Consider the following 23,322-nt stretch of genomic DNA (forward strand, 5'->3'; position numbering starts at 1 on the left):
CGACGAGAAACGTCTCGGGAGAGCCTCGTGAGTGCCAGCCTGCCGGTCGCCCTGCCCGATATCGGCGACTTCAAGGACGTTCCGGTGGTCGAGATCCTGGTCAAGCCCGGAGACCGGATCGCCGTCGACGACCTGCTGATCAGCATCGAATCCGACAAGGCCACCATGGAGGTCCCCTCCCCGGTGGCCGGCGTGGTCACCGAGATCCTGGTGGCGCCGGGCGCTCGCGTCTCGCAGGGCACCCCGATCCTGATGGTCGACACCTCCGGCGAGGGCGCCGCCCCGCCGGCCGCGCAAGCGGCGCAACCGGCCCCGGCCCCGCAGGCCGCTCCGGCGGAAGCTCCGGCCCCGGTGGCGTCCGCATCCGCCGCCTCGTCCGAGGCCCATGCGACGCCCTCCGTCCGCGCCTATGCCCGCGAACTCGGCGTCGACCTCGCCGGCATCCCCGGCACCGGCCCGCAGGGGCGGATCCTGCGCGAGGACGTGCTGGCCTTCGTCCGCGGCCAGATGGCAGCGCCCGCCCCTGCGGCGGTTCATGCCGCCGCGCAGGCGGCCAGCCTCCCACCTGCGCCGGCCTCCGGCATCGGCGCCGGCCTGCCGGCCTGGCCGCAGGTCGATCACGCCAAGTTCGGCCCGGTGCGGCGCGAGTCGCTGTCGCGCATCCAGCAGATCTCCGGCCAGGCGCTCACCCGCAACTGGCTGACCATCCCGCACGTCACCAATTTCGACCATGCCGACGTCACCGAGACCGAGGCCCTGCGGCGCGAGCTGAACGGCGCCGGCCGGCCGGGCGCGCACAAGGTCACCATGGTGGCGATCCTGATCAAGGCCGCCGCCGCCGCGCTCCGGGCCTATCCGCGCTTCAACGCGGCCCTCGACGGCGACAGCCTGATCCTGAAAGACTACGTCCATGTCGGCTTCGCGGTCGACACGCCGCGGGGCCTGCTGGTGCCGGTGGTGCGCGACTGCGACCGCAAGGGCATCGTCGCGATCGCCCAGGAAATGGGGGAGCTCGCCGAGCAGGCCCGCACCGGCACCCTGCCGCCCGCCGCCATGCAGGGCGGCGGCTTCTCGGTCTCGTCGCTCGGCGGCATCGGTGGCGACGGCTTCACGCCGATCATCAACGCGCCCGAGGTGGCGATCCTCGGCGCGGCCCGCTCGCGCATCGAGCCGGTCTGGGACGGCAGCGCCTTCCAGCCGCGGCTGATCCTGCCCCTGAGCCTGTCCTGGGACCACCGGGCGGTGGACGGCGCCCTGGCCGCCCGCTTCCTCTCCCACCTCGCCGCGGTGCTCACCGACCTGCGCCGGGGCGCCCTGTGATCCGGCCGGCCGCGCCGGGGGACCATCCGGCCCTGACGCGGCTGTTCCAGGAGATGCAGGCCTATTACGCCGTGCCCTGTCCGGCGCCGGACGCGATCGAGGCCTCGCTCGCCGGCCGTCCGGCCGGGACCGAGATCCTGGTGGCGGAGGCGGCTGGCGTGCTGGCCGGCTTCGCGGCCTTCTCGGCGATCTATCCCGGCCCTGGGCTCGCCGGCGGCCTGTTCCTGAAGGAGCTGTTCGTCGGCGACGCCCATCGCGGCGCCGGCCACGGCCGCGCCCTGGTGCGGGCGGTGGCGGTCGAGGCCGTGGCGCGGGGGCTCAAGCGGGTCGACTGGACGGCGGATGCCGGCAAACCGGAGCTGCTGGCGTTCTACGAGGGCCTCGGGGCGGCGCCGAAGCCCGACAAGGTGTTCTTCCGGCTGGATGGGGAGGCCCTGACGGCTTTGGGGGGAACTGGGCCGGCGCCGGCTGGCGCTCCCTGACACCGAAACGCCGCGGGATCGCCCGGAGCGGGGAATCGCGCGTGACCTCGGGGCGGGGCCGGATTCTCGGGGGCCGATTGCCCCTGCCTCCGCCAGGTTCTAATATTCCGATCATGGACGAGAGCGACGCCCTCCTCGCCGCCTTCCACCGCACGGCCGAGCCCGCGGCCGCCCGGGCGGTGGAGCGGCTGCTGCGGGACGGGTCCGATGCCGACCTGGCGCGGATCAACGCCGTGCGCCTCGCCGCCGAATCCGAGCTCGACGACGAGCCGGTGATCGCGGCCCTGCTGCACGGCGCACGGCTCGGCCTGCTCGAAATGACCTGGAACGTGCTGTGCCCGAGCTGCAGCGGCGTGCTCGAGGCGCCGGCGAGCCTGCGCGGCGTGCGGCAGGAGTATCACTGCGCCTTCTGCGCCCTCGACAGCGAGCCGGTCCTCGACGACGCGGTCGAGGTGACGTTCACGGTGAGCCCGCGGATCCGGCGCATCGCCGCCCACGATCCCGACGGGCTCGGGCTGTGGGACTATCAGCGCCAGGTCTTCTTCGGCTCCGGCGTCGCCTTCCCGGAGCCCGAGGCCTTCGCCGCCCTGGCGCAGCGGGCCCTGGTCGAGGCGGTCGAGCTGAGAGCCGGCGAGCGGATGATCCTGGCGCTGACCCTCGGGGCCGAGCCGCTGATCGTGGTCGATCCCGTCACCCACGCCGCCCACAGCCTCGCCGTCGACGGCGAACCGACGCAGGAGCGCCAGGACCTCGCCCTGGTCTTCGACGACGCGCCGACGAGCGCCGGCCGCCATGCGCTCCGTCCGGGGGCCCTGCGTCTCGCCCTCGACAACCGTAGCGCCAAGCGGGTGCTGGCGACGGTGTTCCGCCTCGGCCCCGACCTCGAGGCGCTGATCGGCGGGCGCCGGCCCTTCCTGACCGCCAAGCGTCTCCTCAGCAACCAGACGTTTCGCGATCTCTACCGCACCGACACGCTCGACATCGACCAGCGGCTCAAGATCCTGAGCCTGACCTTCCTGTTCACCGACCTGAAGGGCTCGACCGAGCTGTACGCCCGGGTCGGCGACCTCGTTGCCTACGACCTGGTGCGGACGCATTTCCGCCTGCTGCACGCGATCGTCGCCGCCGAGAGCGGGGCGGTGGTCAAGACGATCGGCGACGCCGTGATGGCGACCTTCCCGGACCCGCACCGGGCGGTGGCGGCGGCGCTCCGGATGCGGGCGGCGATGCAGGGGCTGAACGCGGAGCGCGGGGCGGACGACCTCGTGCTTAAGATCGGGCTGCATGAAGGCCCCTGCCTCGCGGTGAGCCTCAACGACCGCCAGGATTATTTCGGGCAGACCGTGAACGTGGCGGCGCGGGTGCAGCAGCTCGCCGCCTCGGGGGGCATCTTCGCCACCGAGGCGGTCCTGCATCACGCCGAGGCCGCGCGCCACCTCGCGGAGGCCGGGGCGGCGGCGCGGGCCGAATTGCGGAACCTGCGCGGCATCGCCGAGCCGGTGCCGGTCTTCGAGATCACCTGAGATCCGGCGGAACGCCGCGATCGACGAGGCCGAGCCGCGGCACCACCGTGCCGGGATCGAGGATCGCGCCCGGCGCCACCACGGCATTGGCGCCGAGCCGCGCCCCGTCCCCGACGAGGGCGCCGAACTTCGCGAGGCCGGTGTCGATCACCGCGCCGTCGTGCCGGAACGCCACCGTGGCGCCCGGCCACTCGTTGCGGTGGTTGGCGATCACCGCCCCGGCCTCGAGATTGACGCCCCGGCCGAGCACGCTCTCGCCGACGAAGTTGAAATGGGCAAGCGCCGTGCCGGCGAACAGGAACGCCGCCTTCAGCTCCGAACCCGGCCCGATCGTGCAGGCCTCCTCGAGCCAGGCGCCGCCCCGCACGGTCGCGCCGTGGCCGATGAAGCAGCCCGGCCCGACGACGACCGGGCCTTTGAGGACCGCGCCGGGCTCGATCCGGGCGGTGCGATGCACCGCGACCGACTCCGCGACGGCGAAATCATCGCCGAGACGGGCGAGGAGGCGGCGGACGATGTCGGCGGCCGACGCGGCGAGCGCCCAGGGCGGCGCGGCGGCGAAGGCCGCGAGGGCGGAGGTGGGGAAGGCCGGGATGTGACGGGCGACGAGGCTCACGACCGTTCACCGCGTCCCGCCCGGCCTCACGCTCACTCGCAGACCCGCACCCGGCGGATGTAGACGTCGCCGAACTCGTCGATCATCCGGCGGCGGACGGTGTAGCATTCGGGGCCGTAGGCCGGGGCGTAGCCGTAGGCGGGACCGCCATAGACCGGCGTGTAGCCGTAGGCCGGGCCGGGGGCATAGCCGTAACCGTAGGCCGGACGCGCGCCGGCGGCGATCGCGCTGCCGAGGGCGAGGCCGCCGACCGCGCCGAGGGCGAAGGCCGGCCCGGCCCGCCAGCGCGCCTCGGCCGGAGCGGCGCCGGCCAGGGTCACGCTCGCCAAGGTCGCCGCGGCCACGCAGAACGATGCGATGCGCTTCATGGCAGATCCCCATTGACGTCAGGTGGAACAAGCAGTCGCGAGCATTCGGGACCGATCCGCGCTCCGTCATCGCTCGTTGCCTGAAGGTTCGCATCGCCACGCTGAACGGATGCTGAAGCGTGGCCGCAGGATTCCTTCAGCCAAGCCGCTCCAGCCAAGCTGCCTCGACCAAGCCTCTTCGACCGAGCCTCTTCGACCGAACCTCAGGTCGCATCGGCGACCGGCTTCACCCGGACGAGGCGGTGGCCCGAGACCTCGGCGCCGGCCTCCGGGGCGAGGCGGCGGAACGTCAGGGTCGAGAGGCCGGAGACGAAAGCCACCGCCAGGAAGGCGGGCCAGAAATCCTCCGCCCGGATCTCGGTGCGGCCGTGCCACCCGGCGGCCTCCTGGAGCGCGAAGGCGCCGAAGGCCACGCCGATGCTCAGGGACAGTTGCTGCGCCACGCTGGCAAGGCTCGTCGCCGCGCTCATGTCGCGCGGATCGACGTCGGCATAGGCGATGGCGTTGACGGCGGTGAATTGCAGCGAGCGGAAGCAGCCGCCGATCAGCAGCACCGCGATGATCAGGGCGTGGGGCGTGCCCGCGGTGAACAGGCCGTTGGCGCCCAGCAGGCACGCCGCGATCACCGCGTTCACGGTCATCACCGCCCGGAAGCCGAAGGCGCGCAGGATGCGGGCGGCGATGGTCTTCATGAACAGCGCGCCGGCGGCGGCCGCGAAGGTGATCAGGCCCGAATGCAGCGGATCGAGCCCGAACCCGAGCTGCAGCATCAGCGGCAGCAGGAAGGGAATCGCCCCGGTGCCGATGCGGAACAGGCTGCCGCCGAGCACCGCCGCCCGGAAGGTCGGGTGGCGCAGGAGGTCGAGGCGGATCACCGGATGCGCGACCCGGCGGCTATGGGCGAGGTAGAGCCCGCACAGCACGATGCCCGCGGCGGTACAGGCCCAGGAGACGGCCTCCGGCAGGAGGTGGCGCCCGCTCGAGGCGAGGCCCAGCATCAGGCTCGCGAGCCCCGCGCCCGACAGCGCGAAGCCGAGGAGATCGAGCGGCGGGCGCGCCTCCTCCTTGATGTCCTGGAAGTAGCGGGTGGCGAGCAGGATGCCGGCGAGCCCGATCGGCAGGTTGATGAAGAAGATCCAGCGCCAATGGAGCGTCGTGGTGATCAGTCCGCCGAGCGGCGGCCCGATCACCGGGCCGACGAGGGCCGGGATGGTCAGGGTCGCGAGCGCCTGGACCAGCTCGCCCTTCGGCACGCTGCGCAGCAGCACCAGGCGTCCGACCGGCACCATCATCGCCCCGCCCATGCCCTGGAGGAAGCGGGCGGCGACGAACCAGCCGAGCGAGTGCGACGCCGCGCAGGCCAGCGAGCCGGCCATGAACACCGCGAGCGCCCAGCGGAACACGGTGCGGGCGCCGTAGCGGTCGGCGGCCCAGCCACTGATCGGGATGAAGATCGCGAGGCTGACCAGATAGGAGGTCAGGGCGAGTTTCAGGGCGATCGGGTCCTCGCCCATATCCGCGGCGATCGCCGGCAGCGACGTCGCGAGCACGGTCGAGTCCGTGTTCTCCATGAACAGGGCCGTCGCGACGACCAGGGGGACGATCCGGGCTTGGCGCATGGTCACGTATCTAGCGCCTGAGCGGATCGTCGGTAGCGCGAATCGGCGGGGACTGTCCCGTCACCTATGCCGTGGGTGCGGGCCCAGACATCATGGCGTTACTCAGCGGCGACCGGCGCTCCTGCGTCGGGCGCCGCGCGCCGGGGCACCGACACCTCCGCCACCGGCAGGGCACCGTCGTCGGTGAGCGCCACGAAGCGGCGGCCGTCATAGGCGTGGAGCGTGCCGGTCTCGATCTCGAAGAACCACCCATGCAGGGACAGCCGCCCCCTGGCGAGGGCGGCCGCCACGCTCGGATGGGTGCGCAGATGGGCGAGCTGCACCACCACGTTCTCGAGGGCGAGCGCGCGCAGGCGGTCCTTGGGGTCGATGTCGTCCGGATAGGCCTCGCAGACGATGCGCTCGGCGGCGTGGCTGTGGCGCAGCCAGGTGGCGACGTTCGGCATGTCGGTGAGCGCGCCGGGCTGCATCAGCCCCTTCATCGCGCCGCAATCCGAGTGGCCGCAGACCACGATGTCGCGCACCCCGAGAGCCACCACCGCGTACTCGATCGCCGAGGAGACGCCGCCGTTCATCTCCGCGAAGGGCGGCACGATGTTGCCGGCGTTGCGGCAGACGAACAGCTCGCCGGGGCCGGCCTGGGTGATGTGCTCGGGCGAGACCCGGGAATCGGCGCAGGCGATGATCAGGGCCTTGGGCTGCTGCCCGTCGCGCACCAGGCGCTCGTACATCCGCTGCTGCCCGGGGAAGACGCTGCCGCGGAAGGTGGAGATGCCCTGGATGATGCTGCTGTCCACGGGAAGGTCCTTGTGCCTGCGAATGGGAACGGGGCGGCACCGGCGTCCTGCGCCAGCTCTGACGTGCCGCTCGCGTGTATTTCCGGAGTCGATTGCTTCGCCCCGACGATGAAAGCGAAGCTGCATGAAAGATCGATCCGGCGATGTGCGGTCACGCACCCGAATAAACCCGTTCGATTAATCCCGATCTCGGTGCGATCGAGTGCGATCGCGCACCGTCTGCTGCGGAACGCTCGCGCAGGAACGGACGATGCGGGGGCCGGCCTCCGTCCGCGCCCGGCTTGACCGCTCCGGCCCGGGCGGCCCATACCTCGCGCGAGCATCGAGGAGGCCCATGGTCACCACCGCGAGTCGGCCCCCGGGCCTGCCCCCGCGCACCGGACCGGCGCCGGCCCTGCGGCGCCTCGGCGAATCGGCATGGGCAGGCCGGCGCTTCATCCGCTTCGGTCCGTTCATCCGCTTCGGGTCGTTCATCCGCTTCGGGTCGTTCATCCGCTTCGGGTCGTTCATCCGCTTCGGGTCGTTCATCCGCTTCGGGTCTTGGGCTGCCGCGGATTTCCGTCGCGACGCCGGCCATCACCGGGGCGACCTCCGCTTCGGCGCTCCCCTCCCCCGGCATTGCCGCCCGCTCTGATGGACCGCGATCCGATCGTCTTCGCCTGGCGCAGCGCCAAAAGCCGGCACGCCGCCGCCATCGCGGTCGCCCTCGGGCTCGGCGGCCCGCTGGTCGGGCTCGGGCTGCTGGCGCTCCGCGACCTCGTCGACGAGCTGCTGGCCCTCGCGGAGCCGGGACGTGGCCCGCTCCACTTCCTCCACCTCATCGTGCCGCTGCCCGAGCGCCTCGGCGGCCACGGCCTGGTGCTGATTCCCGGCTGGCCGCTGCCGGAGAGCGCCCTGACCCTGTGGGCGCTGGGCACCCTGATCGGCATCGCCCTGGCGCTGGCCGGGCTCGGCTGGGGCGTGGCGCGGCTCTGCGTGACGGCGCAGGCCGAGTCGGTGCGCCGCCTGCGGGAGGTGGCCGAGGACGCGATCCTGCGCTCCGGGCCGGCCGCCCGCGACGACGCCCGGGCGCTGGCCGGCCAGGTCGGGGCGGCGATCCGGGCCGCCGACGGGCTCCTCGCCGTCGGCATCCTGGTGCCGGCGCTCGCCGCCGGCAGCGTGCTGCTGGCCCTCGCGGTCGCCGCCGCGGTGGCGCCGCGGCTGGTTGCGGCGACCGGCATCAGCCTGGTCGCGGCGGCGCTCGCCCGCCAGCTCCTCATCGCCCGCACCGAGCGGCGGGACGACCAGCGGCGGCTGGAGGGCGCCGCCCTCGAGCGCGGCCTGACCGATCTGGTGCGGCGCCTGCCGGCGGTGCGGGCCCACGGCACCGCCGCCTTCGAGCATGCCCGCCTCGGCCACGTCGCCGAGCGGGCGCGCCGCGCGCTGACCGAGACCGAGAACGATCTCTCCCGCGCCCGCGCCCCGGCGCTGGCGCTCGCCGTGCTGGTGCCGACGGTGGTGCTCGCCGCCGCCCTGTGGCAGGCCCCCGCCCCCGCAGCACCGGTCAGCGCCGGCGGGCTGTCGGCGGTGCTCGGCGCGCTCGCGGTAGCGTCGAGCGCGGTGGCCGCCGTCCTGCGCCAGAACCGCCGCCGCCGGGCCGCCCTGCCGGCCTTCCGGGAGATCGCCCGCGCCACCGCCTCGCTCGAGGCCCGCGCCCGGGCGCCGCGCCGGTTGCGCGCGCAATCGACGCCGCTGCCCGATGGCGGGCCGATCGTGCTGTCGCAGGTCGCGGCCTACGACCCGGCCTCGGGCGAGCGGCTGATCGGCCTCGACCTCGCCCTGCCGATGCCGAGCCACGTCGCGATCCTGGGCGACCGCGGCAGCGGCGGCCGGGTGCTGGCGGCGCTGATCGCCGGCCAGCTCGAACCGACCGCCGGGGCGGTCACCTATGCGGGCACCGACCTGCGCTCGGTCGAGCCGGCGGAGCGGGCCCGGCGCATCGCCTATGCGGGCGGCGAGCCGGTGCTGATGACCGGCACCCTGCTGCAGAACCTGCTCTACGGCGACCCGGCCTTCGCCGACGGATCGAGCCCGGATGCGAGCACGCCGAACGCCCGCGAGCTGGAGGAGCGGCTGGTCGAGGCCCTGTCGGTCACCGGGCTCGACCATCTGGTCTACGGCCGGGGGCTCGCCAGCGTGATGCCGCGCCGGCTCGACGGCGCCACCGCCTCGGCCATCGTCGAGACCCGCGGCGCCCTGCGGGCGGCGCTCGCCGCCGACAACGCCGCCCACCTGATCGAGCCGTTCGACCCTGCCCGCTACAACCGCCAGGCCACGGTCGGCGAGAACATCCTGTTCGGCGAGCCGGTCGGCTCGGCCTTCTCGGAGGCGCGGCTCGCCGGCCACCCCTTCACCCGGGCGGTACTGGAGGCGGAGGGGCTGACCCGGCCGATGACCGAGATGGGGCTCGCCATCGCGCGCGCCACGGTCGAGATCTTCTCCGACCTGCCGGACGACCACCCGCTCTTCGACGCGTTCTCGCTGTTCCCGGCCCGCGAGCGCGGCTTCTTCGAGGACCTGGTGGCGCGCCAGCCCGAGGCCTCCGGCTGGCGCCGCGGCCCGGCCGGCCAGCGCGACCGCGCCCGGCTGATCGGCCTGTGCCTGCGCTACAGCGAGACCCGGCATCGCTTCGGCCTGATCGACGAGGCGATGGAGGCGCGCCTCGTCGCGGCCCGGCGCACCTTCGCGGCCCTGCTGCCGGCCTCGCTCACCGGCTCGGTGGAGTTCTACGACCCGGCCCGGGTCACCGCGGCGGCGAGCCTGGAGGAGAACCTGCTGTTCGGCCGCGTCGCCGGGGCCGAGGCCGGGGCCGGGGCGCGGGTGCGCACCCTGATGCAGGCGGTCCTGCGCGAGCGCGGCCTGGAGCGGACCGTCTACCGCTTCGGCCTCGCCAGCCAGGTCGACCCGCGGGCGGCGGAGAGCGGGCTGTCCGGACGCGACGGATTCACGCCGTTCGAGCGCGCGGCGATCGACGTCGCCCGCTGCCTGGTGCGCCGGCCCGACATCCTGGTCGTCGGCCTCACCCTCGACGACCGCAGCGCCGCCGAGATCATGGCCGGGATCGAGCGGCTGCGGGCCGCCCGGGCCGGGCGCGGCCTCGTCGTCTGCCTGCCGGACGAGTGCCGGGCGGATTTGGGCGTGCCCTTCGACCTGGTGCTGCGGGCCGAGCGCACCACGGTGGTGCGGGCGGAGCCTCGGGCAGAGCCCGATGCCCCCGCGGGGGGACTTCCCGGATCGGCCGCGCTCGGGCAGGATACCCCACCATCCACAGGACCGGTGCGCGAGCGCACCCGTTTAACGGCAGATTAGGCCGCTCGGGGGAACCTTCGTCTTGTGCTCATCGTTCGTGAAGCACATCTCTCGTGCACAGCCTTCCATCGTATCTTGCCGGGATGCCCGGCCGGAGCATCCGCCATGTGCGTCATCGCACATCCAACCTCCACAACCCCCATCACGGTCGCCGGCATGACAACGAGGGGTCCTCTCATGGAAGCCGGCCTGACGCTCCGGTTCTGGGGTGTCCGGGGGTCGACCTGCGCCTCCGGTCCGGATTTCGTGGAATTCGGCGGGCACACCCCCTGCGTCGAGGTCCGCTGCGGCGAGCGTCTCTTCGTGATCGATGCCGGGACCGGCATCAACGCCTTCGGCGCGCATCACCGCGACGGGCTGCCGAAGCGGGTCGACCTGCTGTTGAGCCACCTCCATCTCGACCATGTCGGCGGCCTGCCGTTCATGAAGCCGGCGGTGCTCGATCCCGGCCGCGAGATCCATACCTGGTGCGGGAACCTCGACGGGCAGAGCGCGGCCGAGCCCCTCGACCGTCTGTTCTCGCCGCCGCTCTTCCCGATCACCCTCGACATGTTCCCCGCCCGCTTCGTGCATCACGGCTTCCGGGCCGGCGAGAGCCTGACCTTCCCGGATGGTGCGGTCGTCGACACCATCCCGCTGCAGCACCCGCAGGGCGCCACCGGCTACCGCTTCCGCCATGCCGGCCGCAGCGCCTGCTACATCAGCGACCTCGAGCATTCGGAGCCCTGGCCCGATCCGGCCCTGCTCGACTTCGTGCGCGGCGCCGATCTCGTGGTCTATGACGGCATGTTCACGCAGGGCGAATATCCGTCCTGCCGCGGCTGGGGCCACTCGACCTGGCAGAAGGGCGTCGAGCTGTGCCAGGCCGGGGAAGTCGGTCGGCTCGCCATCGTGCATCTCTACCCCCAGCACAATGACGCGCTGCTGCGCGACCTGGAAGTGCAGATGCAGGCCGAGATGCCCGGCGCCTTCGTCGCCCGCGAGCGCCAGGAGATCAGCTTCGCCGCCGTCGGCGCGGCGGAGAGCCAGTTGCGGCGGCGCTCGCGGGTCGCCGCCGTCGCCTGATCAGAACGCCGCGGCGGCCCATCCCGAGAGCAGCCCGGCCCCGAGCACCAGCACGAAGGCGGCGGCCCACAGCTCCAGCACGCCGACCGCGATCGCTCCGCCCTGGCCGCGCCCGCCTGCGAGCGTCAAGGCGAGCGCCTTCGCGAAGACCGCCAGCGCCGCCAGCACCCCGGTGGTGAGCGCGGTGCCGAGCGCCATGGCGAGCGTCGCGGCGATCCCCGCCCACAGGATGCCCTGCGACAGGGCGAAGACCAGCACCAGCACCGCGCCGGCGCAGGGGCGCGTCCCGGCAGCGAGAACCACGCCGGCCTGCTCGCGCCAGCCGGCGAGCCGCTCGACCTTGGCGCCGTCGGCGAGGCCCGCATGGCCGCAATCCGGCCCGCAGGCCGGCCCCGCCTCGCGGTTGAGAAGGCGCGCGAGCTGCCCGGCCTTGCGCCAGGTGACCGCGGCCCCGAGCAGCGCCACGCAGGCGAAGCCCGCGGTCTCGATGATGGAGCCGGCCTGGTTCAGGCCGGCGGCGGTCAGGCGCAGGACCAGCGCGCCGCCGCAGACCAGCGCCAGGGCGACGCAGGCCTGGAGCAGGGCCGCGAGGAGACTCAGCGTGAAGCCGCGGCGCAGGGCCCGCTCGCCGGCCATCAGGTAGCCGGCGATCACCGCCTTGCCGTGACCGGGCCCGGCAGCGTGCAGCACCCCGTAGGCGAAGCCGAGCCCGACGAGGGTCAGGGTGCCGTCGCGCCCGGCCTTGACCGCTGACACCGCCGCCTGGAGCGCGCGGGAGAATCCGGCCTGCATCGCCAGCAGCCAAGCCCCGAGGCTGGTGGCCCCGGTGGGCGCCGCCTCGCGAAAGCCGATGCCGAAGGGCGAGCGCGGCGGGGCCCGGAAGCCCGGAGCCAGGATCCCGAGCAGGGCCGCCAGCAGCGCGGCCGCGGCCAGCACCGCGAGGATGGCGAGGCCGAGGCGCTGAAGCCCGCGGGACGGCGGGGCGAGGGTGAGGGCCCGGCTCAGCACGCGACGACGATCCGGTTGGCGAATTGGACGCCGTAGGTCGAGGCCGCGGTCATCGCCTCGAAGAACGCCTCCGACATGCCGGTGGCGGGCGCCGCCGCCGTCTTGGCCGGGTCGGATTTGGGCCGGTGCGCGGTGGCACGGCAGCCGGCCGGGGCGCCCGCGAGCGTCGCGGCATTGTCGCCCTCGGCGAGGCTGAAGGCGACGAAGTAGGTCGGGTCGTAGACTTCGAGCGAGGCGGTGCCGGCCACCGGCGCCTTGAGCGGCAGGACGAAGCGCAGGGTGAGCTGCCCGTCGGCGAAGGTCATCGCCGGGTCGGTGGCGGCACCGAGCTCCACCTTGCGGCCGTTGACCTTCAGCAGCGTGAAGTAGCCCTGCTCGGCGAGGTTGTCGGCATTGTCCCGGGCGAGCGCTGCGAGCGCCGCCGGGTTCACCGGCCCGGTCGGCGACTGGCCGAGGCCCTGGACCGCGAAGGCGGAATAGGTCGGATCGAAGGTCCAGGCGTGCCGCACCGCCCGCAGGGCCCCGTCCGGCCCGTAATCGAGCTCGGCCCGGGTGGTGATCCAGACGTGGGGGTGAGCGAGCGCCGGCGTCGCGACGGCGACCGGCAGGAGGCAGGCCAGGAAGAGGGAGGAAGGGCGCGGCATGAGGATGTCCTTCGGCGACGCTCGCCCCTCGTGGTTAACCGTCGGTGAAGCGCCCTGCGCCCCCGGTGCCGCACTGGTCCCGCCGCATTGCGGCGGGAGCGGGGCGGGCCGGAATGCGCCCGGCTCCCAAGCCATCCGGAGCCGGAAAGACGCGGGTTTCCATGTCCCGACAGCCAGGCGCAAACGACGAGGGTCGAGCGCACGACCTCACGACACCACGGCACCCTCACCCCACCGTGATCCCCACCTCCTCGGTCTGCGAGAACCCGTTGTCGCCCGTCCAGGTGAAGCGCAGCAGGCCGGTCTTGGTCGCGACCGTGGTGAAGGTCAGGTACGGGTTGGCGGCGCTCGCCGGGGAGAGTTCGGCGCGGAACACCTCCTCGCCGTCATAGGTGCAGACGAACTCGGTGATGATGTTGCGCGGGATCAGGCGGCCGTCCGGCCCCGGCCGGTAGCCGGTCTCCATCGGATGCGAGATCAGGGTCTTGATCTCGATCACCGCGCCGGGTTTCGCGGTCTTCGGCAGGTTGATGAGGGCGCGGGCCATGCTCAGCCCTCCACGCAGGCGGCGAGCGTCACGATGGCGTCGGCGGTGGCGGACCAGTAGGTACCGTCGCGCATCTCGGCGATGGCCGTGATGGTCTGGGAATCGGCGAGCCGGATCCGGGTATTGACCGCGGCGCGGCCGGCCCGGGGGCCGAGATGCAGCGTGACCACGTGCGGCTGCGGGTTCTTGTCGTTGAACACCGCGATCCGGCGGACGTGGTCGGCCTCGCTCATCGGGCTCTCGACGGCGATCGCCAGCGGCACGGTGTTGCCGTTCTCGACGAGCGGCGGCATGTCGAGGTGGATCCGGCCCGCCTGCACGGTCGCGCCGCCGGTGAAGCGGCGGATCGCCTCGACCGTCGCCTCGCGGGTCGGCCGGATGATCGCGGCGTCGCCGGGGCGCACCAGCGCCACGGCCAGCAGGCCGGCGCCCCCGGCGAGGATCGTCCTGCGGTGAACCAGTCCGGTCATGGCGTCGCGCGCCCTTCCTTCAGGGTGACGAGATAGGCGATCACGTCCTCGATCTCCCCCGCCTCCAGCACCGGCCGGTCGCGCCAGGCGCTCGCCACCCGCGTGCCGTCGGTCCGGTAATAGGAGGGCATCAGGCTCGTGGGGTTCAAGGCGCGCCCGTCGACGATCCGCAGGCGCAACTGGCCCGGCGAGAGCCGCGCGCCGATCGCCGAGAGGTCGGGCCCGAGATCGCCCGCCGGGGCGGAGCCGCCGAGGCCGGTATGGCAGAGCGGGCACAGCCCCTTGCGGGTGTCGGTGGCGATGGCCCGGCCGCGCTCGGGCTCGCCGGTCCGCCCGTCGAGCGGCAGCGGGATCGCATCGCCGACGATGCTCACCGGAGCCAAAGCGGTCTGCGTGAGGGCGACGAGCACGGCGATCCCGCGCCTCACCCGAACACCGCCCGGGTGATGGTGCGGTACCAGTCCTCGGCGTAGGCCGCCTCCTGCCGGCGCACCGCGTCGGGCGCGTCGAGCGGGCTGGTGCCGCCGGCGCCCTCGACATCGGCGAGCACGCCCTTGTCCGGGTGGTACACGCCCGCCACCGAGATGCCGTAGCCCGGCGCGACCAGGCTGTAGCAGGTGTTGACGAGCTTCGGCGCCACCGGCGCCCGCTCGGCCAGGAGGTCGATCACCGCGTCGGCGCAGACCTTCCCTTGGGCGTTCGCCGCGAAGGCGGATTTCGGCATCGCCCCGGCGATCGCCGCGTCGCCGATCACGTGGATCCGCGGCACCAGGCGCGATTCGAAGGTCACCGGGTCGATCGGGCACCAGCCCGAGCGGTCGGCGACGCCGGCCGCAGCGGCGATCGGAGCCGCGCGCTGGGGCGGGATGATGCAGGCGACATCGGCCTTGACCGTCGAGAAGTCGGTGGCGACGGTCATCGCGCCCGGATCGACCGCGGTGACCTGCCCGCCTGCGGCGAGCGGCACGTAGTCGAGCACGTCCGGATAGAGCGTCGTCCACGCCTGCTGAAACAGCTTCTGCTTGGAGAAGGTATCCTTGGCGTCGAGCACGATCAGCTTGGCGCGGGGCTTGCGGGTCTTGAGGTAGTACGCGATCAGGCTCGCCCGCTCGTAGGGGCCGGGCGGGCAGCGATACGGGTTGCCCGGCACCGACAGCACCACCGTACCGCCTTCCGGCATCGCGGCGAGCTGGCGGGCCAGCAGCTCGGTCTGCGCGCCCGCCTTCCAGGCATGCGGCATCGCCTCCGCGGCGGCCGCATCGTAGCCCGGCAGGGCATCGAAGCGGAGCGCGATGCCGGGCGAGAGGATCAGCCGGTCGTAGTCGAGGGTGCTGCCGTCGGCGAGGCGCACCCGGCGCTCCGCCCCGTCGACCGCCTCGGCGCTGGTCCTCGCGACCGTCACGCCGCTCGCCCGCAAGGCCTCGTAGCCGAAGGCTTGCGCCGCCATCGGGCGCAGGCCCGCGATCACCTCGTTGCTGAACGGGCAGGCCCAATAGGTCTCCGCCGGCTCGACCAGGGTGACGGCGAGGCCGGCCCGGTGCAGGACCCGCGCGGCGGTGGCGCCGCCGAAGCCGCCGCCGACCACGACGACGCGCCCGCGGGCGCCTTGCGCCAAGGCGGGGCGGGGCAGGCCGGCAGCGGCGAGACCCGCCAGCATGGTCCGTCGGCCAATCCCGGTCATGGGCCGCCTCCCGCGAGCCAGACGGCGATCGCCCGGCTCTCCTCCTCCGAGAAGCCCTTGGCGATGCGGTTCATCACCGTGGCGGGCCGCGCCCCGGTCCGGAAGGCCGCGAGCGAGGCGGCGATGTCCTCGGCCGAGTGGCCGGACAGACTCGGCACCGCCCCGCCGGGCGCACCGTGGCAGCCCGAGCAGGACGAGGCGCCCGGCGGCGGGGCCGCCACCGCCGGGCTCGCGAGCAGCAGGAGCAGGAGACCGGCCCTCACGCGCGCTTCAGGTCCGTGCGGCTCGCCGGGATCTGCCGCACCCGCTTGCCCGTGGCGGCGAAGACCGCATTGAGCACGGCGGGTGCGGCCACCGCGATGGTCGGCTCGCCGACGCCGCCGATGATGCCGCCGGACGGCATCAGGATCGCCTCCACCGCCGGCATCTCGTCGAGGCGCAGGACCGGGTAGCTGTCGAAGTTGGTCTGCTCGATCCGGCCGTCCTTCACCGTGCACTCGCCGTAGAGCGCCGCCGACAACCCGTAGACGAAGGAGCCGGCGACCTGCGCCTCGATCTGCTGCGGGTTGATCGCCACGCCCGGATCGGTGGCGGCGACGATGCGGTGAACCTTCACCTTGCCGTCGTCGGAGACCGAGACTTCCGCCGCCGCCGCGACGTAGCTGCCGAAGCCCATGATCTGGGCGATGCCGCGATGGATGCCGGCCGGCGGCTTGGTGTCCCAGCCGATCCGCTCGGCCACCGCGTTCAGCACGCCGAGGTGCTTGGGGTGCTTCGCCATCAGCTTGCGCCGGAAGGCGAGCGGATCCTGGCCGGCCGCCTGCGCCACCTCGTCGAGGAAGCATTCGAGGTAGATCGCGTTCGGGTTGGTGTTCACCCCGCGCCAGAAGCCCGGAATGATCGGCGGGTTGCGCATCGCGTGGTCGATGAGCAGGTTCGGGATCGTGTAGCCGATCGCCGCTTCCGCCCCGCCGGGATTGAGGCCCTGGAACACCACCGGGTCCTTGCCGTCCTGCCCGAGCCGGCCCGGGAGGATGCCGGCCAGGATCGATTGGCCGGAAATCCGCATGTGCAGGCCGGTGAGGGTGCCGGTCTCGTCGAGGGCGGCGCGCATCCGGCACTGGGTGACCGGGTGGTAGCGCCCGTGGGTCATGTCCTCCTCGCGGGTCCAGATCAGCTTGACCGGGGTCCCGGGGAGCTCCTTGGCGATCAGCACCGCCTGGCGCACCCAGTCGTGGGTGGCGCCGCGCCGGCCGAAGCCGCCGCCGAGGTGGATCTTGTGCACGTCGCATTGCCGCGGCGACAGGCCGGCGGCCTCGGCCGTCGCCGCGAGCGCCGCCTCGCCGTTCTGGGTCGGGGTCCAGACCTCGCACCGCTCCGGCGTCCAGCGCGCCGTGGCGTTCATCGGCTCCATCGTGGCGTGGTTCTGGAACGGGTAGGAATAGGTCGCCTCCACCACCTTGGCGGCGCCCTTCAGCGCGGCCGCGGCATCGCCGGCCTTGTTGCCGACGAACGCCTCGGGCGCGTCGAGTCCCTCCTTCAGCATCGCCGCGATGGTCTCGCTCGAGACCTTGGCGTTCGGGCCCTCGTCCCAGACGACGGCCAAGGCGTCGACGGCGGTCTTGGCGCGCCAGAACGTGTCGGCGACGACCGCCACCGCGCTGTCGCCGACCCGCACCACCTTGCGCACGCCGGGCATCTTTTCCACGGCCGCGGCATCGACGCTCTTCACCGTGCCGCCGACCACCGGGCAGTCGCGGATCGCGGCGTTGAGCATGCCGGGCAGCGTGAGGTCGATGCCGTAGACCTGCGAGCCGTCGGTCTTCTCCAGGGTGTCGAGGCGCTTCACCGGCTTGCCGGCGATGGTCCAGTCCTTCGGGTCTTTCAGGACCACGTCCTTCGGCGGCTCCATCCGGCCGGCGGCGGCCGCCACCTTGCCGAAGGTGGTGGAGCGGCCCGAGGCCGGATGGCTGATCGTGCCCGTCTCGACCCGGCACTCGCCGGGCGGGACGCCCCATTCCTGGGCTGCCGCCGCGACCAGCATGGTGCGGGCGGCGGCGCCGCCCTGGCGGACCGCGACGTAGGATTCACGGATGCCGCGGCTGCCGCCGGTGGAGAAATCGCCCCAGACCCGGCCCCGGGCGAGGTTCTGGCCCGGCGTCGGGTACTCGGTGGTGACCCGGGCCCAGTCGCAGCCGAGTTCTTCCGCCACGAGCTGGGCGAGGCCGGTGAGCGTGCCCTGGCCCATCTCCGAGCGGGCGATGCGGATCACCACGGCCTCGTCCGGGCGCACCACCACCCAGGCGTTGATCTCAGGCGAGGCCGCACCGGACGCGGCCTGCGCGACGGGCAGGTCGAAGCCGAGGGCGAGGCCGCCGGCCGCGGCGGCGGAGCCGGCCAGGAAGAAGCGGCGGGACAGGGCGGGGGAGACGGCGGAGGAGACGGTCTTGGTCATCGTGATCCTCCCGTCAGCCGCGGCCGGTCTCGCCGCCCTCGGCGGCGAGGGTGATGCCGGCGAGCACCCGGTTGTAGGTGCCGCAGCGGCAGATATTGGTGATCTCCTGGCGGATCTCGGCCTCGCTGGGCTTGGGCTTCTGCGCCAGCAGGGCGGCGGCGGCCATGATCATGCCGGACTGGCAGAAGCCGCATTGCGGCACGTCGAGCGCCGCCCAGGCCTTCTGCACCGGATGCGACCGGTCGGGGCTCAGGCCCTCGATGGTGACGATCTTCTGCCCCGGCTCGACGCTCGAGACCGGCATCGCGCACGAGCGCACCGCCTGCCCGTCGATATGGACCGTGCAGGCGCCGCACTGGGCGATGCCGCAGCCGTACTTGGTGCCCGTGAGGCCGACCTGCTCGCGGATCACCCAGAGCAGCGGCGTGTCGGGCTCTGCCTCGACCTCGCGCACGGAGCCGTTCACGTTCAGGCGTATCATGGGCGTTTCCGTTCGTTGGGCTCTCGGGAGCGGCCGCGTGGGGCGCCGCCATCGGACCGTTGGTGCGCACCTTTTAGCGATAACAACTTCGAGGTGCGCGCCTGTGTCTGTCAATTGACGGATGCGCGAGCGGGAGCGGGCGACCGGGCGCGGCGTGCCTCCGGGCGCGGCGCCGGCACCGAAGCGGGCCCCCTCTCACGGAACCCGGAACCGGATGTTCAGGACGGGCGGAGAGGCCGTTCCCGCCGGATGGCGATGCCGGCCGAGGGCCGGCCCGGTCCCCTCAATGCCCGCCCGGCTCCGCGTGCATCCGCCGGATCCGCCGCACCGTCCACCACACGCCCACCAGCACCAGCGGCACCGCCACGGCCGTCCCGACGGTCGGGTCCACCGGCAGGCCGGCATGGTGCGCGCCCTCCAGCACGTGGTGGACGAGGCTGGCGACGTAGTAGGTGATCGCCGCGACCGAGAGGCCCTCCACGGTCTGCTGCAGGCGCAGCTGCAACCGCACCCGGTCGTTCATCGACTGGAGCTGGGCCTGGTTCTGGCGCTCCAGCTCGATATCGACCCGGGTGCGCAGCATCTGCGCCGCCCGGGCAAGCTTGCGCGAGAGCAGGTCCTGCCGCTCGGCGATCGTCGTGCAGGTGCGGATCGCCGGGTTGTAGCGCCGGGCGAGGAAGACCGACCAGCTCGTCTGCCCTGGCAGGGCGTGCTCGCCCGAGGAGGAGAGGCGCAGGCGCACCAGCTCGTCATAGGCCCGCGTCGCCCCGAAGCGGTACATCGCCCGCGAGGCGCCGGCCTCCAGCTCCGCCGCGAGCCCGATCAGCTCGTCGAGGAGGGCGTGGTTCGCCGCGAAGCCCTCGCTGGCGCGCATCGCCTCCATCAGGGGAGGCAGGGCGGTCTCGATCCGCCGGATCGTCGGCCCGAGCGCTTGCGCCTCCGGCAGGCCGAGGAGGGCGAGCGTGCGGTAGGTCTCGATCTCGAGCAGGCGCTGGACCAGGCTGCCGGCCCCGAGCCGGCTCAGGCGCCGGTCGGCCACCACGATGCGGACGTAGCCGTGCGGGTCGGGCTGGAAGTCGGTGGCGATCACCGCCGCGCCGCCTTCCGCCTCCGCCATGGCGAGGGAGGCGGCGTTGAAGCCCGAGACCGCGTCGGACGGCAACCCGTCCTGGACCGCCGGCAGCAGGTGCAGATCGACGGCGACGAGGAGCGGGCCGGGCTGGACCACCTCGGCCATCGCGCCCTCGAGCCCGTCCGGCTGGGGCTGGAAGGCGTGGCCCTGCGCGTCGCCGAACTCCCAGGTGTAGGTGGTGAACTCGCTGTGGCTCTCCCAGCGCAGGACCGCGCCGGAGAACACCACCCGGTGCTGCTTGGCCCCCGGCATCGGGCCGGGATGGCCGAGCCCGGTGCAATAGGCCTCCAGCGCGTCGCGGTCGGCGGCGGCGGCGTCGCCGTCGGTCAGGAAGGCGTAGTGCAGGAAGCGGCGGGGCGTCGTGACCGGGGTGAAGGGCCGGGCATGGACCTCCGCCAGCACCCGTGCCCGCAGAGGGTGTTCGTCCAGCCGCATTCGTCGAGGTCCCGCCTGCCGTGATGATCCGGCGAGGCTTGGCCGAGGCCGGTCCGTCGGTCAACGGGCCGGTCGGCCGACCGGCCCGACGGTCAGCCGACCGGGCTCGCTCGCCTCAATGCCGGAAGTGGCGGTGTCCGGTGAGCACCATGGCGAGGCCAGCCTCGTCGGCGGCCTGGATCACCGCATCGTCGCGCATCGAGCCGCCGGGCTGGATCACCGCGGTGGCGCCGGCCTCGGCCGCGGCGAGCAGGCCGTCGGCGAAGGGGAAGAACGCGTCGGAGGCGACCACCGCGCCGCGGGCGAGGCTCTCGGGAAGGCCGGCGGCCTTGGCGGCCTCGGCCGCCTTCCAGGCGGCGATGCGCGAGGAATCGACCCGCGACATCTGCCCGGCGCCGATGCCGACCGTCGCGCCGTCCTTGGCGTACACGATCGCGTTCGACTTGACGTGCTTGGCGACCCGGAAGGCGAAGCGGAGATCCGAGAGCTCGGCCTCGGTCGGGGCGCGCTTGGTCACGACCTTGAGCGGCATGTCGTCGATGACGGCGTTGTCGCGGTCCTGGACCAGGAAGCCGCCCGCCACCGTGCGCCAGGCCTGGCCGGGGGCACGCGGATCGGCGACGCCGCCGGCGGTCAGAAGACGCAGGTTCTTCTTGCCGGCGACGATCGCGACCGCCTCCTCGGTGGCGTCCGGGGCGATGATCACCTCGGTGAAGATCTCGACGATCTTCCGCGCCGCCTCGGCGTCGAGGGTGCGGTTCAGCGCCACGATGCCGCCGAAGGCCGAGACCGGATCGCAGCGCAGCGCCCGCTCGTAGGCCTCGACGAGGCTCGCGCCCTCGGCGACGCCGCATGGATTGGCGTGCTTGACGATGACCACGGCGGCTTTGCGGGCCGGGTCGAACTCGCTCACCGCCTCGTAGGCGGCATCGGTGTCGTTGAGGTTGTTGTAAGACAGCTCCTTGCCCTGGAGCTGGCGCGCGGTCGCGACCCCGGGGCGCGGGGCGCCGGCGGTGCGGTAGAACGCGGCCTTCATGTGCGGGTTCTCGCCGTAGCGCAGCCCCTGCGCCAGGGTCCCGCCGAGGGCCCGGAAGGTCTGGCTCTCGGGCGCCGCCTCGATCTCGCCGGCGAGCCAGGTCGCGATGGCGGCGTCGTAGGAGGCGGTGCGGGCATAGGCCTTCTGGGCGAGGCGCCGGCGGGTCGCCCGGGTCACCGCGCCGTCATGGACGTCGAGGTCGGCGAGCACCGTGGCGTAGTCGGCGACGTCGACCACGACGGCGACGTCCTCGTGGTTCTTGGCCGCGGCGCGGATCATCGCCGGGCCGCCGATGTCGATGTTCTCGATGCAGTCGGCGGCCGGCTTGCCCGCCGCCAGCGTCGCCTCGAACGGGTAGAGGTTGACGACGAGAAGGTCGATCGCCGCGATGCCGTGGGCCAGCATGGCGGCCTGGTGCTCGGGATTGTCGCGGATGGCGAGCAGCCCGCCATGCACGCCCGGATGCAGGGTCTTGACCCGCCCGTCCATCATCTCGGGGAAGCCGGTGAGGTCGGAGACCTCGGTCACCGGCAGGCCGGCCTCGGTGAGCGCCCGGTGGGTGCCGCCGGTCGAGACCAGGGTGACGCCGCGGGCGGCAAGCGCACGCGCGAACTCCACCAGCCCGGTCTTGTCGGAGACGGAGAGGAGCGCGCGGGAGATGCGGGACAGGTCGCTCGCCATGGTGGTCCGGCTCTTTCAGGTCGTGGGGTGCCGGCAGGACGAATCGCAGCGAAAAATCCAAGCCGGCGCAGGATCTTCGGGCGCGCCTAGCAGAAACCGGCGGTCGAGGCCAGATGTTGCGGCGCGGGAGGAACGCCCGCGGCGGCCCGACTGCCCCCGCGGCATCGCCCGTGGAGGAGCGCGAGCGCGCCCGTCAGACGGATAGGCTCGGAGGGGCAGACTTGCTATGAGGGAACCGGCCGCTTCCCGCCCCGGGCACGGCCGGTCGCGCCACGGGAGGCGGTGATTTTCTCCGACAGTCCTTGGGGGACGGGCCTCGGCCTGTTCGCCATCGTGTTCCTGGTCTTCGCGAACGGGTTCTTCGTCGCGGCCGAGTTCGCCCTGGTGGCGGTCCGGCGCAGCCGGGTCCAGGAACTCGTAGCCGAGAAGCGGATGAACGCCTCGGCCCTGCAACGCGCGGTCGAAAGCCTGGATTCGCATCTCGCCGCCACCCAGCTCGGCATCACCATCTCGTCGCTCGCCCTCGGCTGGGTCGGCGAGCCGGCCCTGGCCCACCTGATCGAGCCGGCCCTGTTCTGGCTGCCGCAGGGCGTCGGCAATGTCGGCGCCCACGCCATCGCGGTGGTCCTGTCCTTCGTCGTCATCACCTCGCTGCACATCGTGCTCGGCGAGCTGGCGCCGAAGAGCCTGGCGCTGCAGCGCAGCGAGCGCACGGCGCTCGCCATCGTGCGCCCCCTCACGCTGTTCCTGCTGGTGTTCCGGCCGGCGATCTCGTTCCTCAACGGGCTCGGCAACGGGGTGCTGCGGCTGTGCGGCCTGCAGCCCGGCTCGGGCGAGGATGCGCTGCACTCCACCGCCGAATTGTCGCTGCTGGTGGCGGCGAGCCAGGAGGCCGGCCTGATCCAGGAGGCGCAGCAGGAGGCGGTGCAGCGGATCTTCGGCATCGGCGAGCGCCGGGTGAAGGACATCATGACCCCGCGCCACGAGGTCGACTGGATCGACGTCGACGACCCGCGCGAGGCGGTGCTGGAGACGATCCGGGCCTGCCGCCACGAGCAACTGGTGGCGAGCCGCGGCGAGATCCACGAGATCGTCGGCGTGCTGCGCAAGCAGGACGTGCTCAACCAGCTCCTCGATGGGGCGCCGATCACCCTCGACGCGATCATCCGCGAGCCGATCGTCGTGCACGAGGCGATGCCGATCCTGCGGGTGCTCGAGACCTTCAAGGCCAAGCCCGTCCGGATGGCGATCGTCGTCGACGAGTACGGCAGCCTCGAGGGCATCGTCACCCAGACCGACCTGCTCGAGGCGATCGCCGGCGACATCCCGGAGACCGACGACGACGAGCCGATGGTGGTCGAGCGCCAGGACGGCTCGCTGCTGATCGACGGGATGATGCCGGCGGTCGACGCGTTCGAGCGCCTCGGCCTCACCGAGCGGCCCGACAGCGACGACTTCTCGACGCTCGCCGGCTTCGTGATCTTCCAGCTCGGGCGCATCCCCACCGCCGGCGACGGGTTCGAGCGCAGCGGCTGGCGCTTCGAGGTCGTCGACATGGACGGGCGGCGGATCGACAAGGTCCTGGCGGAGCGGCTGCCGGCGTGACCGCTGCCA

22 protein-coding genes are annotated in these 23,322 nt (G+C 73.1%); 7 read left to right on the plus strand and 15 right to left on the minus strand.

The genetic code is table 11. The annotated features are described in order from the left end of the window. Window positions 1-27 precede the first annotated feature (27 nt). The 3 genes from FF100_RS25895 (at window position 28) to FF100_RS25905 (ending at window position 3,325) form a co-directional block, all read left to right on the plus strand. Window positions 28-1,320, plus strand: a complete 1,293-nt coding sequence (locus tag FF100_RS25895; RefSeq protein WP_139038645.1) for a 2-oxo acid dehydrogenase subunit E2 — start codon at window positions 28-30, stop codon at window positions 1,318-1,320. 53 nt (window positions 1,321-1,373) lie between these two features. Further along, on the plus strand, window positions 1,374-1,802 hold the full coding sequence (locus FF100_RS25900; protein WP_139038694.1) for a GNAT family N-acetyltransferase: 429 nt from the start codon (window positions 1,374-1,376) through the stop codon (window positions 1,800-1,802). Between the two features lie 113 nt (window positions 1,803-1,915). After that, the gene (locus FF100_RS25905; protein WP_139038646.1) at window positions 1,916-3,325 is read left to right on the plus strand and encodes an adenylate/guanylate cyclase domain-containing protein; all 1,410 of its coding nucleotides are present in this window, start codon (window positions 1,916-1,918) and stop codon (window positions 3,323-3,325) included. Here FF100_RS25905 and FF100_RS25910 read toward each other — a convergent pair. The 4 genes from FF100_RS25910 to FF100_RS25925 all read right to left on the minus strand — a co-directional run bounded on the left by FF100_RS25910 (window position 3,318) and on the right by FF100_RS25925 (window position 6,725). Next, window positions 3,318-3,941, minus strand: coding sequence for an LbetaH domain-containing protein (locus tag FF100_RS25910; RefSeq protein ID WP_139038647.1), 624 nt, complete (start codon window positions 3,939-3,941; stop codon window positions 3,318-3,320). The two genes, FF100_RS25905 and FF100_RS25910, sit on opposite strands and share 8 nt — an antisense overlap. A gap of 32 nt (window positions 3,942-3,973) precedes the next feature. Then, window positions 3,974-4,309 carry a hypothetical protein gene (locus FF100_RS25915; RefSeq protein WP_139038648.1) on the minus strand — a complete coding sequence of 112 codons (336 nt, stop codon included), beginning with the start codon at window positions 4,307-4,309 and terminating at the stop codon, window positions 3,974-3,976. Window positions 4,310-4,512: 203 nt separating this feature from the next. After that, on the minus strand, window positions 4,513-5,928 hold the full coding sequence (locus tag FF100_RS25920) for a DHA2 family efflux MFS transporter permease subunit (protein ID WP_139038695.1): 1,416 nt from the start codon (window positions 5,926-5,928) through the stop codon (window positions 4,513-4,515). A gap of 98 nt (window positions 5,929-6,026) precedes the next feature. After that, a complete protein-coding gene (locus FF100_RS25925) occupies window positions 6,027-6,725 on the minus strand; it encodes a carbonic anhydrase (protein WP_246102368.1) in 699 nt (232 codons plus the stop codon). Between the two features lie 334 nt (window positions 6,726-7,059). Here FF100_RS25925 and FF100_RS25930 point away from each other — a divergent pair, with 334 nt between their 5' ends. From FF100_RS25930 to FF100_RS25940, 3 genes are all read left to right on the plus strand, one after another. Beyond that, window positions 7,060-7,359 (plus strand): hypothetical protein, encoded by a 300-nt coding sequence (locus FF100_RS25930; RefSeq protein WP_139038649.1) that lies wholly within the window; start codon window positions 7,060-7,062, stop codon window positions 7,357-7,359. Next, the gene (locus FF100_RS25935; RefSeq protein ID WP_139038650.1) at window positions 7,359-10,073 is read left to right on the plus strand and encodes an ATP-binding cassette domain-containing protein; all 2,715 of its coding nucleotides are present in this window, start codon (window positions 7,359-7,361) and stop codon (window positions 10,071-10,073) included. Before FF100_RS25930 ends, FF100_RS25935 begins: the two co-directional genes overlap by 1 nt. 156 nt (window positions 10,074-10,229) lie before the next feature. Beyond that, window positions 10,230-11,138 carry an MBL fold metallo-hydrolase gene (locus FF100_RS25940; RefSeq protein ID WP_139038651.1) on the plus strand — a complete coding sequence of 303 codons (909 nt, stop codon included), beginning with the start codon at window positions 10,230-10,232 and terminating at the stop codon, window positions 11,136-11,138. Here FF100_RS25940 and FF100_RS25945 read toward each other — a convergent pair whose 3' ends face one another. From FF100_RS25945 to purH, 11 genes are all read right to left on the minus strand, one after another. Next, window positions 11,139-12,143: a nickel/cobalt transporter gene (locus FF100_RS25945; RefSeq protein ID WP_425463353.1), complete on the minus strand. Its 1,005-nt coding sequence runs from the start codon at window positions 12,141-12,143 to the stop codon at window positions 11,139-11,141. Further along, a complete protein-coding gene (locus FF100_RS25950; RefSeq protein ID WP_139038653.1) occupies window positions 12,140-12,790 on the minus strand; it encodes a DUF1007 family protein in 651 nt (216 codons plus the stop codon). The genes FF100_RS25945 and FF100_RS25950 overlap by 4 nt, the downstream gene beginning before the upstream one ends. A 226-nt stretch (window positions 12,791-13,016) precedes the next feature. Continuing rightward, entirely contained in the window at window positions 13,017-13,337 is a 321-nt protein-coding gene (soxZ, locus tag FF100_RS25955; RefSeq protein WP_139038654.1) for a thiosulfate oxidation carrier complex protein SoxZ, read from the minus strand. Between the two features lie 2 nt (window positions 13,338-13,339). Then, a complete protein-coding gene (locus tag FF100_RS25960; RefSeq protein ID WP_139038655.1) occupies window positions 13,340-13,807 on the minus strand; it encodes a SoxY-related AACIE arm protein in 468 nt (155 codons plus the stop codon). Beyond that, complete coding sequence (gene soxX, locus FF100_RS25965) at window positions 13,804-14,217, minus strand: sulfur oxidation c-type cytochrome SoxX (protein WP_246102372.1); 414 nt, start codon at window positions 14,215-14,217, stop codon at window positions 13,804-13,806. The genes FF100_RS25960 and soxX overlap by 4 nt, the downstream gene beginning before the upstream one ends. A 14-nt stretch (window positions 14,218-14,231) precedes the next feature. Further along, the gene (locus FF100_RS25970; RefSeq protein ID WP_139038656.1) at window positions 14,232-15,488 is read right to left on the minus strand and encodes an NAD(P)/FAD-dependent oxidoreductase; all 1,257 of its coding nucleotides are present in this window, start codon (window positions 15,486-15,488) and stop codon (window positions 14,232-14,234) included. Beyond that, window positions 15,485-15,751, minus strand: coding sequence for a c-type cytochrome (locus tag FF100_RS25975; protein WP_139038657.1), 267 nt, complete (start codon window positions 15,749-15,751; stop codon window positions 15,485-15,487). Before FF100_RS25975 ends, FF100_RS25970 begins: the two co-directional genes overlap by 4 nt. Beyond that, complete coding sequence (locus FF100_RS25980; protein WP_139038658.1) at window positions 15,748-17,943, minus strand: xanthine dehydrogenase family protein molybdopterin-binding subunit; 2,196 nt, start codon at window positions 17,941-17,943, stop codon at window positions 15,748-15,750. The genes FF100_RS25975 and FF100_RS25980 overlap by 4 nt, the downstream gene beginning before the upstream one ends. Before the next feature lie 13 nt (window positions 17,944-17,956). Then, window positions 17,957-18,424: a (2Fe-2S)-binding protein gene (locus FF100_RS25985; RefSeq protein ID WP_139038659.1), complete on the minus strand. Its 468-nt coding sequence runs from the start codon at window positions 18,422-18,424 to the stop codon at window positions 17,957-17,959. 283 nt (window positions 18,425-18,707) lie between these two features. Beyond that, the gene (locus FF100_RS25990) at window positions 18,708-19,991 is read right to left on the minus strand and encodes a DUF3422 family protein (protein ID WP_139038660.1); all 1,284 of its coding nucleotides are present in this window, start codon (window positions 19,989-19,991) and stop codon (window positions 18,708-18,710) included. 115 nt (window positions 19,992-20,106) lie between these two features. After that, window positions 20,107-21,708: a bifunctional phosphoribosylaminoimidazolecarboxamide formyltransferase/IMP cyclohydrolase gene (gene purH, locus FF100_RS25995; protein WP_139038661.1), complete on the minus strand. Its 1,602-nt coding sequence runs from the start codon at window positions 21,706-21,708 to the stop codon at window positions 20,107-20,109. A 282-nt stretch (window positions 21,709-21,990) separates the two neighbouring features. On the opposite strand from purH, the gene FF100_RS26000 reads away from it, so the two are divergent. Then, window positions 21,991-23,313, plus strand: a complete 1,323-nt coding sequence (locus tag FF100_RS26000; protein ID WP_139038662.1) for a hemolysin family protein — start codon at window positions 21,991-21,993, stop codon at window positions 23,311-23,313. The last annotated feature ends 9 nt before the right edge of the window (window positions 23,314-23,322 follow it).

Origin of the sequence: Methylobacterium terricola (assembly GCF_006151805.1) — a bacterium.
Classification (GTDB): Bacteria; Pseudomonadota; Alphaproteobacteria; order Rhizobiales; family Beijerinckiaceae; genus Methylobacterium; species Methylobacterium terricola.

Bases quoted from the DNA above. Each gene is read 5' to 3' on its own strand.
- FF100_RS25900 (WP_139038694.1), top strand. From the start codon at position 1,374: ATGCAGGCCTATTACGCCGTGCCCTGTCCGGCGCCGGACGCGATCGAG.
- FF100_RS25905 (WP_139038646.1), top strand. From the start codon at position 1,916: ATGGACGAGAGCGACGCCCTCCTCGCCGCCTTCCACCGCACGGCCGAG.
- FF100_RS25915 (WP_139038648.1), bottom strand. From the start codon at position 4,309: ATGAAGCGCATCGCATCGTTCTGCGTGGCCGCGGCGACCTTGGCGAGC.
- FF100_RS25920 (WP_139038695.1), bottom strand. From the start codon at position 5,928: ATGCGCCAAGCCCGGATCGTCCCCCTGGTCGTCGCGACGGCCCTGTTC.
- FF100_RS25930 (WP_139038649.1), top strand. From the start codon at position 7,060: ATGGTCACCACCGCGAGTCGGCCCCCGGGCCTGCCCCCGCGCACCGGA.
- FF100_RS25935 (WP_139038650.1), top strand. From the start codon at position 7,359: ATGGACCGCGATCCGATCGTCTTCGCCTGGCGCAGCGCCAAAAGCCGG.
- FF100_RS25940 (WP_139038651.1), top strand. From the start codon at position 10,230: ATGACAACGAGGGGTCCTCTCATGGAAGCCGGCCTGACGCTCCGGTTC.
- FF100_RS25950 (WP_139038653.1), bottom strand. From the start codon at position 12,790: ATGCCGCGCCCTTCCTCCCTCTTCCTGGCCTGCCTCCTGCCGGTCGCC.
- soxZ (WP_139038654.1), bottom strand. From the start codon at position 13,337: ATGGCCCGCGCCCTCATCAACCTGCCGAAGACCGCGAAACCCGGCGCG.
- FF100_RS25960 (WP_139038655.1), bottom strand. From the start codon at position 13,807: ATGACCGGACTGGTTCACCGCAGGACGATCCTCGCCGGGGGCGCCGGC.
- FF100_RS25970 (WP_139038656.1), bottom strand. From the start codon at position 15,488: ATGACCGGGATTGGCCGACGGACCATGCTGGCGGGTCTCGCCGCTGCC.
- FF100_RS25980 (WP_139038658.1), bottom strand. From the start codon at position 17,943: ATGACCAAGACCGTCTCCTCCGCCGTCTCCCCCGCCCTGTCCCGCCGC.
- FF100_RS25985 (WP_139038659.1), bottom strand. From the start codon at position 18,424: ATGATACGCCTGAACGTGAACGGCTCCGTGCGCGAGGTCGAGGCAGAG.
- FF100_RS25990 (WP_139038660.1), bottom strand. From the start codon at position 19,991: ATGCGGCTGGACGAACACCCTCTGCGGGCACGGGTGCTGGCGGAGGTC.
- purH (WP_139038661.1), bottom strand. From the start codon at position 21,708: ATGGCGAGCGACCTGTCCCGCATCTCCCGCGCGCTCCTCTCCGTCTCC.